The sequence below is a fragment of the Rothia nasimurium genome, assembly GCF_928382285.1.
Classification (GTDB): domain Bacteria; phylum Actinomycetota; class Actinomycetes; order Actinomycetales; family Micrococcaceae; genus Rothia; species Rothia nasimurium_E.
On record NZ_CAKMSS010000005.1, the window covers coordinates 1 to 17,374 of the forward strand.

At 58.5% G+C, this 17,374-nt stretch carries 12 protein-coding genes; 2 read left to right on the plus strand and 10 right to left on the minus strand.

Annotated features, from left to right (window positions below):
• Positions 1-547: 547 nt before the first annotated feature.
• The gene (locus L6758_RS06685; RefSeq protein WP_237205980.1) at positions 548-1,543 is read left to right on the plus strand and encodes a hypothetical protein; all 996 of its coding nucleotides are present in this window, start codon (positions 548-550) and stop codon (positions 1,541-1,543) included.
• 85 nt (positions 1,544-1,628) lie between these two features.
• Here the strand turns inward: L6758_RS06685 and L6758_RS06690 are convergent, their stop codons facing one another.
• The 10 genes from L6758_RS06690 to L6758_RS06735 all read right to left on the minus strand — a co-directional run bounded on the left by L6758_RS06690 (position 1,629) and on the right by L6758_RS06735 (position 13,231).
• A complete protein-coding gene (locus L6758_RS06690) occupies positions 1,629-2,135 on the minus strand; it encodes a DUF2505 domain-containing protein (protein ID WP_135010995.1) in 507 nt (168 codons plus the stop codon).
• Between the two features lie 88 nt (positions 2,136-2,223).
• The gene (locus tag L6758_RS06695) at positions 2,224-2,820 is read right to left on the minus strand and encodes a glycosyltransferase (RefSeq protein WP_237205979.1); all 597 of its coding nucleotides are present in this window, start codon (positions 2,818-2,820) and stop codon (positions 2,224-2,226) included.
• A 9-nt stretch (positions 2,821-2,829) separates the two neighbouring features.
• The gene (gene pssD / locus L6758_RS06700) at positions 2,830-3,279 is read right to left on the minus strand and encodes a PssD/Cps14F family polysaccharide biosynthesis glycosyltransferase (protein ID WP_237187093.1); all 450 of its coding nucleotides are present in this window, start codon (positions 3,277-3,279) and stop codon (positions 2,830-2,832) included.
• Between the two features lie 6 nt (positions 3,280-3,285).
• Complete coding sequence (locus L6758_RS06705; RefSeq protein WP_237205978.1) at positions 3,286-4,491, minus strand: YveK family protein; 1,206 nt, start codon at positions 4,489-4,491, stop codon at positions 3,286-3,288.
• 29 nt (positions 4,492-4,520) lie between these two features.
• A complete protein-coding gene (locus L6758_RS06710; RefSeq protein ID WP_237205977.1) occupies positions 4,521-6,047 on the minus strand; it encodes a lipopolysaccharide biosynthesis protein in 1,527 nt (508 codons plus the stop codon).
• On the minus strand, positions 6,047-7,333 hold the full coding sequence (locus L6758_RS06715; protein ID WP_237205976.1) for an O-antigen ligase family protein: 1,287 nt from the start codon (positions 7,331-7,333) through the stop codon (positions 6,047-6,049). Before L6758_RS06715 ends, L6758_RS06710 begins: the two co-directional genes overlap by 1 nt.
• A gap of 4 nt (positions 7,334-7,337) precedes the next feature.
• Complete coding sequence (locus tag L6758_RS06720) at positions 7,338-8,249, minus strand: glycosyltransferase family 2 protein (RefSeq protein WP_237205975.1); 912 nt, start codon at positions 8,247-8,249, stop codon at positions 7,338-7,340.
• Positions 8,249-8,911 carry a CDP-alcohol phosphatidyltransferase family protein gene (locus tag L6758_RS06725; protein WP_237205974.1) on the minus strand — a complete coding sequence of 221 codons (663 nt, stop codon included), beginning with the start codon at positions 8,909-8,911 and terminating at the stop codon, positions 8,249-8,251. Before L6758_RS06725 ends, L6758_RS06720 begins: the two co-directional genes overlap by 1 nt.
• 396 nt (positions 8,912-9,307) lie before the next feature.
• Positions 9,308-12,463 carry a fibrinogen-like YCDxxxxGGGW domain-containing protein gene (locus L6758_RS06730; RefSeq protein ID WP_237205973.1) on the minus strand — a complete coding sequence of 1,052 codons (3,156 nt, stop codon included), beginning with the start codon at positions 12,461-12,463 and terminating at the stop codon, positions 9,308-9,310.
• 6 nt (positions 12,464-12,469) lie between these two features.
• The gene (locus L6758_RS06735; RefSeq protein ID WP_237205972.1) at positions 12,470-13,231 is read right to left on the minus strand and encodes a hypothetical protein; all 762 of its coding nucleotides are present in this window, start codon (positions 13,229-13,231) and stop codon (positions 12,470-12,472) included.
• 341 nt (positions 13,232-13,572) lie between these two features.
• On the opposite strand from L6758_RS06735, the gene mfd reads away from it, so the two are divergent.
• A complete protein-coding gene (mfd, locus tag L6758_RS06740) occupies positions 13,573-17,214 on the plus strand; it encodes a transcription-repair coupling factor (RefSeq protein ID WP_237205971.1) in 3,642 nt (1,213 codons plus the stop codon).
• Positions 17,215-17,374 lie beyond the last annotated feature (160 nt).

A 17,374-nucleotide genomic window follows, 5' to 3' on the forward strand; every position in this document is an offset into this window, starting at 1 on the left:
TAGCAACGGTCTTGTCCGGTATGGCTTGAGGTTATTTGTAGAGATTTAACGCTCATATTTTTGCCGCGGGTGGGGCCGTTGTCTAGTTGGTGGGTGTGGGGTGCGTGTCTACTTTTGAATAAGCCTCCTTAATTAGTGCTTGTAATAAAAGGTGGGGATTTTTGTAACTTTGGATTGTATTCAGTAAAATTAGAGAAGTTTATCTTTTCATGTAGAAATCCGGTCGTATATGTCTAAATTTTCCAGCCCAGATAGGGCAAGTTTCTTTCCATTTAGTCGTGCTGAGACTGTCAAGGTCATACTTCCTCTCTCTATTTTGGGATTGGCCTGGCTTATGGCTCCGCGCTTATATGGAAACCAATCTTCCTATCTGCATAAGGAGGACGGTCATATATTTCTGACAGAATTTTTGGCTGGTGGCCATCTGTTAGAAACATATACAGGGTACTTGCACGTATATCCAAGAGGTATAGCAGGTGCGTGCTCATCGCTGGCTCCTGAGTTATTTTCGTACTGCACTGCTGGGGCATCGGGAATCATACGTATCTTGCTCGGAGTGCTCGTTATATTCTATCTTTCACCCTATGTTAAAAATAAATGGTGGGCTGCAATGGGGGGGGGTGTAATTGTATTTGGTGGTATCGGACAACAAGAGGTTTTGGGGAATATTACTAACCTAAGGTGGTTCCTCGATATTGGAGCAACCATTGCTCTGCTGGGATTCTATAAAAATTCTATTGGAATTATTTTAGCTAGCTTCTTTGTGATAGGAGGTGCAACTAGTGACCCTCTTGCCTTGGCGTTGCTACCAGTAGCTATATGGCGACTTTGTGTGCTTCCAGGGTGCGGAAAAATTATCCCTTCACTTTATCTTCTAAGTTCAGCTATTCACTGGATAATTATTGAGAGTTCTGCTCGTCAGTCGATATTGATAGATCTTATCAAGCAGCCTATGAATACAATAGAGTTTATTGCAACTCGAGCTTTTGGGGTCGCTCTATTCGGTGAGACTGGTACGCAGGCTGGTGTTCTAGTGTTTAACGTAGGTTTAATAGGTTTTATAGCTGTAATAATTTTCGGGATTATCTATAATATTTCCCGCCCCTTTATTCATAGGGGAGTTAAAATCCAGCTTTTCCTCTTGGTAAGTGCATCAATTTGCTTCCTTTTAGCAACTGTTGCCTTTTCAGCGACTGAACTAGTTGATGTAGGGAGAGACCTCTTGTATGTTTCCCGCTACAGTCTAATACCAGCTATTTTCCTAGCTCTGTTCTTGATTATTTGCTTAAGCTGGATCCCTCTCCGCGGGTATAAGCGTTACCTCGTCTATGGGACAGTAGCTATGCTGGGTATTGCTGCCATTGTAGATTCCCGTGGTGACGAATGGGCAACGAGAGGGCCCGTATGGAGTGAGACAGTTAAAGTTGCTCGACAGCAATGTGAACAGGACAAAGATCTATACTCTGTAACAGTACCTATTACGCCTCAGAACGTACCCACAAAATGGGAAGCAACTCTTACCTGTGACTGGCTCCTAAAGTAGGGCTTAATATAAAGCGAAGGACGCCCCGCCCTCCTTCCCCATGAGAGGGGAGTGGAGAGCGGGGCGTCCTGAGTTTTAGAGGCTCTTAGTAGTTAGCCTTGATGTACTCTTCAGCGCTGGTGCCCAGGGCTGAGAAAACGCGGCCAATCTGGGGCTCAGCTGCAGCAGCAATCTTCTTACCAACTAGGGGAATTGAGCACTTGACCTCACCGTCGACCTTAACTTCGGTGGTCTCACCGGCGGGGGTCAGAGTCTGGGTTGCGTTACCGGTAACGGGGATACCCTTGACGGTTACCTCAGAAACTACGGTGCGGGAGCCGTCTGCTGCGGGAGCTGAGACGCGGTCAACCTGAGAAACGGTCACACCGTTGGATACGCCGGGGAGCTTCTTGGCCATATCGGGAATGCGGTCTGCGGGGATAGCGCGCACGGTGGTGGCGGTGAAGGCACCGGCGGGGTCGCCATCAACTGAGAAGGACTCGAAGGAGATACGGACCTTTTCGCTGGCGAAGCGAGCGAAGTTCTCGTCGGCAAAGGCGCGGATGACGTTGTCGATAGAAGCGTTGATGGTGGTTGAACTCTGAACAGCCATGGGCTCTCTCTTTCAGGGGCGGTGATAAAGGTGTCGTGCCCTATTCTACGGGGTGTGCTTGAGGGCGCGAAAGCGCGGAGCAGCCTTGCTACTGAGAGCGGAATCCGGCAATAATCTGGGCGGTCCGGCGGATAAAACCGCTGTTATAGGCTGTGCCCAGGGCTTCTAGCTCGGCTGCGAGGTTATCTGAGGCCTGGTCGCTACCGGGCACGCGGTAGGTTCCCCGGAGCGAACCGGGGTCGGCAAAGGCCGCGTCCAGCTTGTTTCTCAGGTCTTCGGGGCTGGTAACAACGATAGCCTCACCGTGGGTCTCCATAACCCGGGAGAACTCGACCTGGTGGTTATCAACGACCTCATCGAGCTCAGCCACACGCGGCACAGCAAGCGGGATAGCCCCGACCTCACGGGCATCGAGAATTGAGCCCGGGCCGCCCTGAACCAGCACCACCTTGGCAGCCCGGTAAAGATCAAGCAGGTCGGCGCGGGGCATGCGCTCGACGGCGTCCGCATGCTGGGGAGGAGCAGTGAAACCGTGCTGCACCAGAGCAGTAATCTCTGGCCGGTCTGCCAGGTAAGCATCAACCCACTGAATCAGCCGGTCAAAGTGGTGATGGTCGGTGCCCAGAGACACCACCAGATCGTAAGCCTTAGCCTGGGCGGCGTCGGGGCGCGGGGTTTCTGTCACGGCAGCCTCCTAAAGGATATGGCCGATATTGACGGCTTCAGGGAAGGTCTTTTTCTGCTCATCCCACTGCACCACAAAGAGGTCGCTCATGGGGTAGCACATGCGACCTGTGAGGGTGGGCATGGTGATGCGGTCATAGGCCTCGATGAAAACGGTCTTGATGCCCAGCAGCTTAGCAATGATAAAGAAGGGAACAGCGACCGCGGCTCCCGTAGAGACTACCGCGTCGGGACGTTCCTTGCGCAGGACCCGCCAGGCTACCCCAATATTGCGAATAGCGTTAGGAATATTGCGGGTGGTAGGGAAGTGCACCCAGTAGGTGCGCTCGCCCTCTAAGGCCGCTTTGACCTCGGGTAGTTCAAAGGTGGCCCAGGCCCGGTCATGTTCCTTCCAGAACTTATCCAGAGCAATGAGCTGGGCGAGGTGGCCACCAGCGCTTGCGGTAAGGAGTACTTTCATGGCTGTTTATTTCTGGGTGGGAGTGTCAAAGTAGACGGGAATGACCTGGGTGGAGCTGGCCGGGGTGAGCTCGTCGAAGAGTCGCTGGGCGCTCTTGACGGTGCTCTTTGAGGTAAAGGGAACCAGCAGCACGCGGGTATGGTCAGCAGCCAGCAGGACCTTAGACGTAGAGGCAGAAGCGGGAGCATCGATAATAACCGGCGAGTTCTGCTTGATGTAATCTTTGAGGTTCTCAAGGCCCAGGGCGTTGAAAGTAGCGGCGTCGGCGATGCTGTAGTTGCTATCGGTGAGGACACCGGTGAGCAGGGAAGTCAGCGAGGCTGCTGCGCGGGGGGTGGGGGAGAAGATGGTGATGCCGCGCAGATCGGCGTTCTTGAGGCGCCCGTCTGCTACGCCGATACGGCGTAACAGCTGGGTTGCTGATTCGGTTTCGGCACCGCGGGCAATGATGGAGACGGGAGCCCCTGAGATTTCTGAGAGGCGCTCTGAGTAGCCCAGGGTGCGGTTGGTGCGGTCTACAACGTAGGCTGCGAAGATACCGATGAGCAGACCCATGGCGCCACCGATGAAGATGGTCTGAGCCAGGCTGAAGTTTGAGGGTGCATCGGGCACCTGGGCTTCTGAGATGATGGTGCCGCTGTCGGTGGAGGTTGCCTCTAGGGTCAGGATTGCCTGGTCAACTAGACCCTTATCCATGCCGTCTGAAACCGCGTCAATGTTATCCCGGGTTTCCTCGCGGCTGACTCGGAGGGTATCGGAGCGGTGGTTCAGGTAAGCCTGGGCAACGGTGTTAGCAATATCGGCGGACTTCTGAGCATCGTCGGTGTTGACGATGATGTCGAGAATAGTGCTGTTGGAGTGGCCCGCAGCGGTGACCTGATCCTTGAGGTCGGCTACGTCCATACCTAGCTCATCGGCAGCAGCCTGCAGGACCACTCGGGAGGAGGCAATGGCCTCTTCGGTATCCATGTCGATGGAATTGAGGGCTGATCGTAACCCGGTTGCCCCGGCACTGGGCTGGGTGACGTTGATAACTGCCTTGGACTCGTAGGAGTGGGGTAGAGCCAGGCCGGCTACCGCGCCCAGGGCTGCGAAGATGAGGGCACTGATGAGCACAACGATCTTGTGGCGCAGGATGCGGCGGACGGCTGCCCCCAGTGAAATAGGGGTAGCCTGCTGGTCGTTGGCTCTGGCTCGTGAGGAGCGTTCCATGTGTGTTCCTTCCCTAGGAGTGTATGGGCCTAGCGGCGAAGTTTGCGAGTGACTGATATGACGAGAGTTTCAAGGCCGATTGCTCGGCGGAAACGGTAGATGAGAGCTAAGTAGAGGGGGATAAGAAGCAAGGCATAGGCAGCTAAGGCTAGCAGACTTTGCCCCCATAGCAGGATGGTCAGCGCTGCCCCCACACCCGGTGTAAGGGCTGCAAGAGCCATAATTGGCAGGACCTCGGTGAGACGGGGGCGAATACCCAGTTTGCCGTAGACTTGGGCGGTAGCAAGGCCACAGTCGGTGAGGACGGCTGCCGCCCAGGCTGTTGCTGCCCCGGCAAGCCCCCAGAGAGGGATGAGCACTAGGTTCAGCACAAGGGCTACCAGCAAAGCCGAGAGCTTGTTGTAGAGCTGCCAGCGGGCGCGTCCGCTCATCAGCAGTACCGACTGCACGCCGCCTGCCGCCATCTGCACCAGCATCGCCGCGCCGATGATATAGAAGAGCGGGGCGCCAGCGGTAAAACCTTCACCGAAGAAACCCAGTAAGACCGGCCCAAAGGCGGCAAGCGTAATGAAGAAGGGCCAGCCGACAGCGATCAGAATACGGGTAGCTGAGACAAAAATCTGGCGGGCCCGAGCCTGGTCACCGGTGGCGATAGCGGCAGAGATATCGGGGCCGGTCACCACACGGGCGGTGTGCTCCACCATGGCCCCCACCCGCACACAGCGATTGACGGCACCGTAGATACCGCTAGCAGCGGGCCCCAAGAAGAGACCGATGAGCAGCACATCAACCCACTCCAGCACTGCTTCGACCATAGCCGATACGCCGCGAGCCGAGCTAAAAGCCCAGAAAGAACGGGCCGACTCGGGAGCCGCCACAGCGGTAGGGGGCACCTGCTCAACTGCAAGGTGACGAGCCGGGTAGCTGGGTACGTCCTCCTGCTGGGGCATATATTTCCGCACCCAGAGCGCTGCCACCACAAAAACCACCAGAAGGGGCACAGCCCAGGCAAGCGCCAGGTAGGCGATAGCTCCCGAGAAGGCCACAGCCAGTAAGACCGCGCCGATGCGTAGGGTCGGCAGCAGGGCAGACTGCAAGAAGGTGAACTCAACCGTGTGCCCCAGCCCGCGCAGGGCACCAAAACACAGGGTCATCCAGGCCGCCACCACCACAAAGGGGGCTGACACGAGAACTGCGGTGCGGACGTCCGCCCCCAGATTCGGGGTCACAGCCGGTAGCGCGCAGAGCAGGGCGGCTACAGCCAGCACCAGGGCAATGACGGTGGCCGGCCCGAAAGCAAAACGCATCAGCTGCGGCAGGCTAGAGTAGCGCCCCACGGCGCGCTGGGCGCTCATGGTACGCACCAGGCCGGTGTCGGCACCGAATACGCACAGAGAGGTGGCAATCGCGAAGACAGCCATGACCTGGAAGAAGGCGCCGGCCCCGGCTTCGCCCACCCCGTTAGAAACAATCAGGGTAGCCACAAAAGCAGCGGCAGAACCGTACATCACATACAGGGACGAAAAAGCCCCACTTCGGGCAAGCGAACGGGCCATCACAGACCCTCCCCGTACATGCGCGAACGCATCATTAGCGCCACCGACAGCATCAGCACGGTCAGCTGAATCACGTCAAAAGAGTAGAAGAAAACCACGGCCAGAGCCGCAACAATCACCGAGTGCACCCACATACCGGTAATCGAAGCGATGTTCCAGGTATTGATCAGAACCGAAACAACATAGAGCAGGAAAAGCCCCAAACCCACAAAGCCAAAGCAGAACATCAGCGCCCAGACCTGGCCCTGAGTACCCATCGACACACCCACGCTATCGGCCATCTTCGAGGTGCCATAGCCCACCAGGGGAGAGCGCAGGGTGTACTCAAAGGTCAGCTCGTAGAGCGAAGCGCGACCACCGGTGGAGTCAGAATACTCCTGACGGCCCAAAATATCGCCCACAGCGCCAGAAACCAGCAGGTAGGTCACCACGCCAACGCCCAGCACCGCACCGATACCCAGTGCCCGCCAGTCACCCTTGAGTAGGAGCCGGAAGAGCACATAGGCAAAAGCTGACCCCAGGCCAATGAACATGCCCCGGTTAGAGGTAGCCACAGCAGGCACCAGCGACAGGGCCACCGCAAAACCAAGCCCCAGCTGAATCTTCTTCGAGTGCACACCGGTCATCACCGCAAACACCACAGGGGTCAGCAGCGCATAGGCCAGGCCCCAGGAGTTAGCGTAGGGGAAGGGCGCGGACGGGCGGATATAAGCCACCTCAGCGCCCCAGGGCCACTGCACCTCAGCCATCGGCGGAAGCACATAGTCCTTCACCAGCTCGTTATTGAGCAGGGCCCCCGGCAGAATGAAACTCATCGGGGTCGGCAGACGGAAATCGGGGAAGGCCAAGGCCAGGTACCCCAAAATCACCACCGTGAACCAAATCGTCAGCAGCCCACCCAGCATGATGTGGTTGGGAATGCGCTCGCGGGCATTGAAGAAGTAGAGCGTGTAGATACCCACGTTAAAGATGTTCATGTAGCGCTGGAACCAGCCCAGGAACTCTGAAGCGGTATCAACCGAAACCACACAGATAAGGCCCCAGAACATGAGGGCAAACCAGATCCACATGGTGGAGTGCACCAGTACATGGCGGCGCATGACCATGAGCACAATCATCGATGCTGCAAGAAGGGTGGGCGCAAACTGCATCATGCCCATAGCCCATACGAGTGGGAAGCCGTAGAGCAGAACCAGAATGGGCCAGGCAGGCAGGGGAGCTCCGGCGGTGGGGGCAACAGCAGATAAAAACCTGTTGTGCCGGTGGGTCGGGGTAAGCACGGTCATGGGGCTAGAGGCCTCGACCGGTCTTATTCACAGCCGCCAAAAGTGCAGAGGGGCTCACCAGACCCAGGGCAACAGGCAACGCAGCCCAGGCTCGTAGCTGCGCGGGATCACGGCGCAGCGTAGCTTGTACATAGGCAAGAGCCAGCTTTTTATTCCCCAGCGCAGCGTGAATAAAAGCAATCTGCCCCGTTATGCGGGCAAGACCCTTGGGGTCGCTTTCAAACTCGGGGAACTTGCGCAGCAGGTAGGTGAGACCCGCGGCCATGTTTTCCCACTTGCCGGCAAAGAAGGACGGGCGATCCCACAGAATCAGTACAAGCGGCTTTTCGACCGAGTAGATATCACCGAACTTGGTGGCGCGCAGAAGAAGGTCGTAGTCCTCACCGTAGGCAGCCGGGAGGTCCTCGTCAACGAGCCCCACGCGTCCTAGCAAATCTGAGCGGCGGTAGAGCATCGCCGAGGGGTGGATTTCGGTGATGCGGGACCGGAGAAAATCAGCGAAGGTGGCGCGGGCGGGAGCTAAACGGTCAATATCTTTACCGCCAGAGCGCACCCGGATACCCGAAGAAATCGCAATTGCCTGCGGGGCACGCTGCCAGAGCTCTAACTGGTCAGCGAGCTTGGTCGGCAGCCAGTAATCATCGTCGTCGCAGAAGCCAAGAATGTCTCCGGCAGCAGCTTCAATACCGGTGTTACGGCCACCGGCTAGACCCTGGGGGCGGGTATTAGGGATAGTGCGCAGGGAGCGGTTCTCAGGAACCTGAAGATCTGCCAGCGGGTCAATCTCAACGTGGTCAAAGACCACCAGCACCTCAACCGGGCCGGTATAAGTCTGTTCAAAAAGAGCGGTAACCGCGGTACGCAGAAGCTCAGGACGCTTACCGTTCGTGGCGATAATGACGGAAACACTCTGCATTAGGCACCTGCCGGCTGAGCGAGGGTAACAAATTTACGGCGCATGGAAAGCAACACGGTGGCAGCATTGGCAGCAAAGAGTAGGCCATAGACCAGCACGAAGCCAAGACCTGTGCCCCAGAAGATAAAAATCCAGCAGAAGGTACCGGCGTCCATATGCAGGTTGATGAAAGAACGGAGGGTTCCCCCGGTAGCCGGGGCAGCGGTACCCCGATTATTGCGCAGCTGTTCAGCCAGAATCTGGCTCATAAAATGCCCGGTGACCAGCACCGTAAAAGCAAGAGGGAGCCACCAGAGCTGCCAACCGGTCCAGGGGAAAGCCTGCGGATACTTGATAAAGCCCACCAGAATCGTCAGATGCATGGTAGGGGTGCGCATAGCATCAACCACATGGTCGAGCCACTCACCGGCAGGGGAGGACGCCCCTGTCACACGAGCAACCTGGCCGTCCGCCGAATCCAGAGCATAGCCCAAGGCAAAGAGCAGAGCCACTCCAACACCCAACAGGGGCGAAGGCGGGAAGAAAATCATCAAGAGCATACCCAGCACAGAAACCGTGGCGCTGAGAGCAGTGACCCCGTTGGGCCCAAGACCAGCCTTGACCGCAGCCGCAGCAAAGATACGGGCAACACGACGGTTAACCCAGCGGGTATAGGCAGGCACTCCTGCACCAGACTTCTGGGCAGAGTTTAGTTGCGTCAGTGTTTCCCTAAACCCACGGGGGGCCAAAGTGCGAGTGCTAGTCATAAACCCTAGTTAATCCTTGAAAGTGTGTGCGAGATAGGCGTGGTACTGGGCCATAAGCAGAGCTGCCACCGTGCGAATGTCAGGAGCTCACCCGAGAGAAACACGCCCGAGTACTTAATTTTAGGTGAACAACTGTGCCAGCCATAGGTGAAAACTAGCCCACAAAACTATGACCTTCAATATGTTCTTACCCCAGATCCGCCGACTCATCCCGTCGGGGCGAATGCCGGCGTCCGCCCCTACCGCTTCAACAAAGAAGTGGCCCGTGCTCATCGAGCACGGGCCACAGACTCTTACCAGCAGGTATGTGCCTTACTTAGTGCGCAGAACAGCTTCCATATCGAAAGTCGCGCTTTCAGAACGGCGGTAGGAGTGAACCTCAACGGCAATCACGTTCTTCCCCTGGTTCAGCTGGCTAGCGGGAACAACCACGGTAATCGGGGTTGCCTTAGCCAGTGAGTAGGGAACAGCCCTCTGCGCCGGGGTATTGGGAGCTGCGTTAGCCATCAGGTTGGTGCGGTTGACCTCGCGGCCGTTGACGTAGATAGCGATACCGTCATCTGCGTAGGTGGTCAGAACCAGCTCCTGGTTAGCCTGCGGGGTCAGCTGCATCTCCTTACGCAGGAACATCGACATAGGCTGATTGTAGTAGGCGAACTGGACGCGGTTTGCCAGCGAGAATTCGCCCCAACCGATGGAGGTCGGTGCAACGTACCACTGACGGGCGGTGTTATAGGCGTAGTTGGTGTTACGCCAGGTCTTGTCGTATTCGTTGGTGAGTACGAAAGCGATATCCCAGTTATCGCCCGAGGCAACAACCTTCTGATCTGCAGGCTTGACCGGTTCAACCGGAGCAACAGGCTCAGCGGGAGCGGGGTTTTCCTCAACTACCGGGGGAACCGGCTCCTCAGTGATTTCTTCAATGGGCTTCACATTCGGGTTATCGGGCTGAGTGGGGGCCTCAGTGGTGGGCTCAGCAGTAGGTTCTGCGGTGGGCTCAGCCGGAGCTTCGGTGGTGGGCTCAGCGGTAGGTTCTGCGGTGGGTTCAGCCGGAGCTTCGGTTGTGGGTTCAGCAGTCGGCTCAGCAGGTGCCTCGGTGGTGGGCTCTACCGTGGGCTCAGGAGTGGGCTGAGGCTTAGCCGCTACAGCGACCGGGGTAGAAGCAGAGACGTTACCGGCAGCATCGGAGACGCGGACGAAGTAGCGAGCGTCTTCGGTGGTGGGCAGCTTGTAGCTGGTGTCCGCCGTTGAAGCAATCACGCGGTTATCGCGCAGAATCTGGTAGGTGACACCGCGCTCAGAAACACCGGTCCATGACAGGGTATCGGTGGTTCCGTCGGTGGTGACGGAGAGGTTGGACGCGGTAGCCGGAGCAGTAGAATCAGCGGGCGCGTAGCGGGCGAAACCGACAGTCTGCTGCACACCGTTGTAGCCCAGGGAGCGGGTGATATCGCCGCCAACCCAGAGGGTGCCGGTGGAGTCGGTGAAGGACGCCCAGATACCGTGACCGCGCTGGCCCTGCAGGCTGGGATTGAACTGGGGCAGAATCTCGCCGGTCTGGGCATCAAATGCAGAAATCAGACGGATGGTGTTCACACCGCTGTAAGTGGGTGCGTTCCACGGATTGTCGTGGGTGGTTGCACCGTAGTAAATCCAGTCGCCACAGTGGCAGGCGGCGTAGAGCACGTTATTGCTATCGAGTGATAGGTCCTGGAAGTCGCCGCCGCTCTTGGTGATAGCAGTGGTCAGACGGTTGCTTAGATTGGACTTATCGTACTGGGCGACGAGATGTTCAGCACCCGCAGTCCAGATAGTTGATCCGGCATCCTGCACATCGAACTGGAAGCCATCGCGATGGGTGGGGTTGGTGGCACGGTGAGACAGGGTCCACTCCCAATTCTGGGCTGCCTTGCCGTCGGTGGTGTTGATGTAGGCCAGCTTCCATGCACGCTGGTCGTTGAGGGTTGAGAAGTAGCCGGCGATAGCGACACCCTCATCGCTTGCCGAAACACCGTTGACGGTACCGTTGGTCACGGGGCGCCAGGACCAGTCAACCGAGTTGTCGTTCAGGCGGAAACGGGCGATGTTCTTGGAGTAGGCGTAGGTATCTGAGGTGGCACCCTTAACGTGGGTGAAGTTACCGCCGATGTAGACATAGTTGCCCTGCACATCGATAGCTTTGACGAAGGAGGTGCCGCTGGCGTTGCGGTTGACAACGTCCCAGCCCAGGGAGGTGTCGGTTGCACCGGTGACGGGGTCCAGAATGACAAAGCCGTTAGAGGGTTGACCGTTGACCCGGGTGAACTCGCCACCAACTGCCAGTTTGCCGTTAGGGAGGGGTGAAATAGCCTTGACCTGGCCGTTGAGCTGGGGAGCGAAGGAACGAACCAGCTCGCCGGTATTGACGTTGTAGCCAGCGATGAACTTCTGCTGTACCTTCTCGCCGGTGGTGGCGTTTTCAACGAAAGCGAAGTCGCCGCCGGTGTAGACGGTATCACCCAGCTGGTTAATGGCCTGGACACGGGTGTTCAGCTCACTGGTGGAACCGGTGCCGCTGTTAGCGCTGGTACGCCAAGTGACGCGGGATGAGAAGCTAGCGGGCAGCGCACGTTCGGTAGCTGCTGCGGTACCGCTATCTGCGATGTCGGTCAGGTTCAGGTCAGCCTGGGTAAGTTTGGGGCGGACGAAAACCTGGGTGAAGGGGATGCCGTAGCCGGTACCGCGAGGGCCCCACAGGTAGGAGGCGGCGGTATCGGTGCCCTGGACGTTGCGACCAAAGGCGAAGCCAATCTTCCAGGACTGGTTGCTTCGGCCGTAGAAGTTGTTGGAGTAGTAGTAGTCGTTATCGTTGGAGATACGGTTGACTGAGGTGGCTACGGATCGGTCAGCGCCCAGTGAAGGGTCATTATCGTAGCGGATGCTTTCCCAGGGGTGGTAGGCAGAGAGGGTCCAGGACCAGTTTTCAGTCTTGGTGCGCTTAGCGTACATGTTCTGCCAAGCGGTGCCGGCGGCATTACCTGCGCGGTAGAAGCGCACGCCGTCCTCAAGGTCCTGTACCTTGGTGTCGCCCAGCAGGGCGTCCACGGTGGAGGAGGGAAGCTGGACAGGGGAGAAGGCATCGGTGCCGTCGGGGTTAGTTGCGAGCTCGCGGGGGTCGCCCTTACCGGCGTAGTCCTCGCTCCAGCCTTCACGGCCGCGGCCAATCATGACCCAGCCACCGCCGTTGGTTTCCTGGTCACAGTAGAACTGGGCGGGGGCGTCCATTTCGTCGGTCCAGAGCCAGTAGGCGCCGGACTTGGATTCGGGGTCGTTCTGCTTGATTTCCCAGCAGGACGCCGCTGCGGTTTCGGTAGTGAGACCGTTGGCTACATACTCGTTGGTTGCAATAGCACCGGGGATGACGGAGACGCCAACGCCCAGGGCGACCGCACCAACGGCGATCTTAGTAAATAGTGAGGGTTTTTTCATGTGTGTTTAGCAATCTGCGTTGTTGGGGAAATCGTGGGAAGCAATCTTCCATTCCCCGTTGTTTTCGACCAGAGTAAAAATGTTGAGTGAGCGGGGGAACTGGTTGGAGCTGACGGTGTTACCCGCAGCATCTACAACTTTGACTCCCGAGGAATCGAGGCAGACTTCCATGATTTTGGCTGCCTGGCCGTTGTACTCACCATCGGCGATGCGGGGGGTGCCCACGACGGTTGAGGTTCCCTCAACATGCCAGCCTGACTGGGCGTACTCGGTTGCGGTAGCAAGGTACTGGTCAAGGGCTGTGCCGGTGGCTGCCGCTTCAAGCTGCGCTGTGGTTTCTGCAGAGATGTAGCTTTCAACCGCGTTTTCGTTGGCTTGAACGCTTTCGGTATCGCTGGAAATTTCTTCCCCGGTGCTGTTTGCATCGCTGGACCCGGTAGCTGGTTCAATTCCGCCGAGCGCCCCTTGGATATCGGTGTAGAGCTGTTCGGTGGTTTGAACTTCTTCGGTGTCTACAGCGGCTTCGCTCGCTTCAGCGAGGGCCTCGGAACCCGCGAAGTTTTCGGTGAGCGTTTCACCGGCGCTATTGGTTGCAGTTGCCGCTGCCGCAGAGGCTGAGCTTGAAGCGCTTTCGGAGCTGCTAGCGTTGCTGTCGGATGAGCCGCAGGCCGCAAGGGCTAGAGTGGCGCTGGCGCACAGGGCAAGGACGCCGGTGCGCAGGCTGGGCGCGCGCAGGGCAGCAGAGAGGGGTGTCCCTAATTGTTTCATTAAGTCCCTAAAAGTTGTGGTGCGTGGTGGGGTAAAGCTCGCTGGTGCTCCGTGCGAAAGGAGTGGGGTTTTGCCAGAGTGCTTTACCGGTCATCTCATATTACCGGTTGGTCCTCGGGTGGGTTAATAGCCTTAGGCGGAAAAGATTGGGTTACTCGGTAGTAACTTATGGGGACAAGAATGGTTTTCCTCGAAAATACTATTGGTGTTTATCACACTTGTATTAGTTATTTCCTTGAATAGAGGCTTCTACCGTCTTAGCGGTTTAGCCCTTAGGGTAGTGAAGATGCCTGTGGGATAATGGAGCCTGCACCAACCGGCCTTACCCCAGGGGAGTGAAGATGTCACTGAGCGGCCTTGCCCAAGCCCTCACCCACGAGCCCAGCTATACCGCAATCATCACCCAGGCAGGTACAGACCCCAAAGCCCGCCTCGATGAATTTCTGATTGGCTCTCCTGACGGGGCCAGGCCCTTTCTGCTTGCCGGTATAGCCCAGCAACTTGCCGCCCAGAACGAGCCGACCCCGCCCGTCCTGCTAGCTGTCACCGCTACCGACCGCGAGGCTGAAGACACCGTCACCGCCCTAGAATCGGTGCTAGAGCCTGGACAGGCCCAGCTCTTCCCGGCCTGGGAAACCCTGCCGCATGAGCGTCTCTCCCCGCGAAGCGATACCGTGGGCCAGCGCCTAGCGGTCTTGCGCGCCCTCGCCGAGGGTGGTGCGTCCGCTCCCCGGGTGCTCGTTGCCCCTATTCGCTCGGTGCTGCAGCCCCTGGTCGCAGGTCTCGAAAAAATGCAGCCGGTGACCCTGCGGGTGGGCGAAGAACAAGACTTTGATGCCCTGATTAAATCTCTCGCGTCGGCCGCCTATTCCCGCGTTGACCTGGTGTCAAAACGCGGAGAATTTGCCGTGCGCGGCGGCATTATCGATATTTTCTCACCGACCGCAGCCCACCCCGCCCGTATCGAATTCTTTGGGGACGAGGTCGAGAATATCCGCTGGTTCTCGGTTGCTGACCAGCGCACCCTGCCCGGCAAAGACCACCCCACCGAGCTACTCGCCCCTCCCTGCCGCGAACTCCTGATTACCCCCAGCGTGATGAGCCGGGCAGCCAGGCTCAAAGGGTCCTTCCCAGGCGCTGCCGCCATGCTCGAAAAAATTGCCGGTGGTATTTATGTTGAGGGCATGGAGTCCCTGATTCCCCTGCTGGTTGACGATATGGTGACCCTGCTCGACCACCTGCCCCCGGGGTCCCTGCCCCTTATTATCGAGCCGGAAAAGGTACGCTCCCGCGCAACCGACCTGGTTGCCACCAACGAGGAGTTCCTGCTGGCGGCCTGGGATTCTGTCACCGACACAACGGACGCCCCCATCGACCTGGGTGCCAACGGCCCCGATGGTCTGAGCGCCGGTAGCTTCCGCACCATTGCCGCCCTGCGAGAAACCGCCCTCGCGAAGGGCTTTGGCTGGTGGGCTATGACGGCCCTGGGCGTTGACGACGCCATCGATGACGGGATTGACTCGGTCCAGCTGGCTGCCCGTGCCCCCCATACCTACTCGGGCAACGTGACCGAGCTGCTGACCGAAGTTGGGAAGAAGGTAAAGGACGGGTGGCGGATTACCGTGGTGACCGACGGGCCAGGCCCGCTCACCCGCCTGCTTGACCTTTTCCAGGAAGCCGAGATACCGGCGTCTCGCGTGGACAGCCTGACGAAACTGCCTGAGCCGGGCATCATCGAGATGACCACCGCCTCCATGGGGCGCGGCTTCATGATGGACGGCGAAAAGCTGGGTCTACTGACCGAGGCAGATATCCTGGGCCGCACCAGCCCCTACGCCACCCGCGACCTGCGCAGCGGCAAGCTACCGGTGCGCCGCCGCAAGAACGCGGTTGACCCCATGAGCCTGTCAGCCGGCGACTACGTGGTGCACGAACAACACGGTATCGGCCAGTTCGTCGAGCTGATCCAGCGCCCCATTGCCGGGGCAACCGTCATGCCCGGGCAGCCCAAGCCCATGAAGGAATACCTGGTGCTGGAGTACGCCCCCTCCAAACGGGGCGGGCCCAAGGACCGCCTTTTTGTGCCCTCGGACCAGCTGGACCAGGTCTCTAACTACGTGGGCGGCGACGCCCCGACGCTGTCAAAGATGGGTGGCTCCGACTGGGCTAAGACCAAGTCAAAGGCCCGCAAGGCCGTCAAGGAAATTGCTGCTGACCTGATTAAACTCTACTCAGCCCGCCAGGCCTCCCGCGGCCATGCCTTCGGCCCCGACACCCCCTGGCAGCGGGAACTGGAAGAAGCCTTCCCTTACAACGAAACCCCCGACCAGCTCTCGGCTATCAACGAGGTCAAGGCCGATATGGAGCGCGAAATCCCCATGGACCGCCTGATCTCGGGCGATGTGGGCTACGGCAAGACCGAAATCGCCGTGCGTGCTGCCTTCAAGGCTGTGCAGGACGGCAAACAGGTGGCCGTCCTCGTTCCCACCACCCTGCTGGCCCAGCAGCACTACGAGACTTTTACCGAGCGTTTCTCGGGCTTCCCGGTCTCCATCAAGGTGCTCTCCCGCTTCCAGAAAGCCAAGGAATCGGCTGAAATCGCTGAGGGCATTAAGAACGGGTCGGTCGATGTGGTCGTCGGTACCCACCGCATTCTCTCCGAGTCGGTGGACTGGAAGGACCTGGGCCTGGTCATTATCGACGAGGAACAGCGCTTCGGTGTTGAGCACAAGGAAAAGCTCAAAACCATGCGCACCAACGTGGACGTGCTGGCCATGAGCGCTACCCCTATCCCGCGAACCCTGGAGATGTCCCTAACCGGTATCCGCGAGACCTCTACCCTTGCCACCCCGCCCGAGGAGCGCCACCCCGTCCTCACCTTCGTTGGCCCCCGCACCGACAAGCAAATTACCGCAGCTATCCGCCGCGAACTTATGCGTGAGGGGCAGGTCTTTGTGGTGCACAACCGGGTTTCAACCATCGAAGAGACCGCCAACGAGATTCAAAAACTGGTGCCCGAGGCCCGCATCGCGGTGGCCCACGGGCGCATGAGCGAATCCCGCCTGGAAAAAATCATCGTGGACTTCTGGGAACGTAAGTTCGACGTGCTGGTCTCGACCACCATCGTCGAAACCGGCCTGGATATCTCGAACGCCAACACCCTGATCGTGGATCAGGCCCAGAATTACGGCCTGTCCCAGCTTCACCAGCTGCGCGGACGCGTGGGGCGCGGCCGCGAGCGCGCCTACGCCTACTTCCTCTACCCGGCTGAGAAGGTGCTGACCGAGGTCGCCCACGAGCGTCTGAAAGCGGTAGCGACCCACAACGAACTGGGTGCCGGTATGCGCCTGGCCATGAAGGACCTGGAAATTCGCGGTGCCGGTAACCTGCTGGGCGGTGAACAGTCGGGCCATATCGCCGGTGTTGGCTTTGACCTCTACCTGCGTCTGGTGGGGGAGGCCGTGGCTAACTTCCAGCACGGGGAGAAGGAAGAAGCTCCCGCTGAGATTAAGGTCGATCTGCCGGTCAACGCCCACATGCCGCACGACTACGTGAGTTCAGAGCGCCTGCGCCTGTCTGCCTACCGGCAGATTGCCCAGGCCCAGACCGCTGAAGAACTGGCAGAGGCCCGCGAGGAGCTGGTCGACCGATACGGCACCCCGCCAGCTCCCGTTGAAAACCTGTTTAAGGTTGCAGCGCTTCGCCAGCGCGCTCGCGCTGTGGGGCTGAGTGAAATTGTGGCGATGGGCCCCAAAGTGCGCTTTTTCCCGGCCAATGACCTGCCGGAGTCCCGCCAGATGCGCCTAGACCGCATGTACCCGGGTGCCCAGTACCGGCAGATTCCGGGTACCGAGAACTGGCAGATTCTGGTGCCCCGCCCCAAGACGTCCGCTGTTGGGGGTAAAGACCTGGTGGATGATGCCATGGTGGAGTGGACCGAGCAGTTCATCCATGCCATCTTCGAGGCCGGCGTCGCCGGTTGATAACGCGGTAGGTACCATCTGAGTCAGAAAAACCCATCTGGTTTGTGGGTTTTTCTGAACTAGATGGTACCTACTCCCATCGGTGCCTTTGCAGGAAGAAACAAGGGGCGGCCCACCTGAACAGGTGGGCCGCCCCCTTGCTATCAACAGCGTGTGTCTC

Coding starts and splice junctions, on each gene's coding strand:
- L6758_RS06735 (WP_237205972.1), bottom strand. CDS start 13,231: ATGAAACAATTAGGGACACCCCTCTCTGCTGCCCTGCGCGCGCCCAGC.
- L6758_RS06720 (WP_237205975.1), bottom strand. CDS start 8,249: ATGCAGAGTGTTTCCGTCATTATCGCCACGAACGGTAAGCGTCCTGAG.
- L6758_RS06730 (WP_237205973.1), bottom strand. CDS start 12,463: ATGAAAAAACCCTCACTATTTACTAAGATCGCCGTTGGTGCGGTCGCC.
- pssD (WP_237187093.1), bottom strand. CDS start 3,279: ATGAAAGTACTCCTTACCGCAAGCGCTGGTGGCCACCTCGCCCAGCTC.
- L6758_RS06710 (WP_237205977.1), bottom strand. CDS start 6,047: ATGGCCCGTTCGCTTGCCCGAAGTGGGGCTTTTTCGTCCCTGTATGTG.
- L6758_RS06715 (WP_237205976.1), bottom strand. CDS start 7,333: ATGACCGTGCTTACCCCGACCCACCGGCACAACAGGTTTTTATCTGCT.
- mfd (WP_237205971.1), top strand. CDS start 13,573: ATGTCACTGAGCGGCCTTGCCCAAGCCCTCACCCACGAGCCCAGCTAT.
- L6758_RS06705 (WP_237205978.1), bottom strand. CDS start 4,491: ATGGAACGCTCCTCACGAGCCAGAGCCAACGACCAGCAGGCTACCCCT.
- L6758_RS06690 (WP_135010995.1), bottom strand. CDS start 2,135: ATGGCTGTTCAGAGTTCAACCACCATCAACGCTTCTATCGACAACGTC.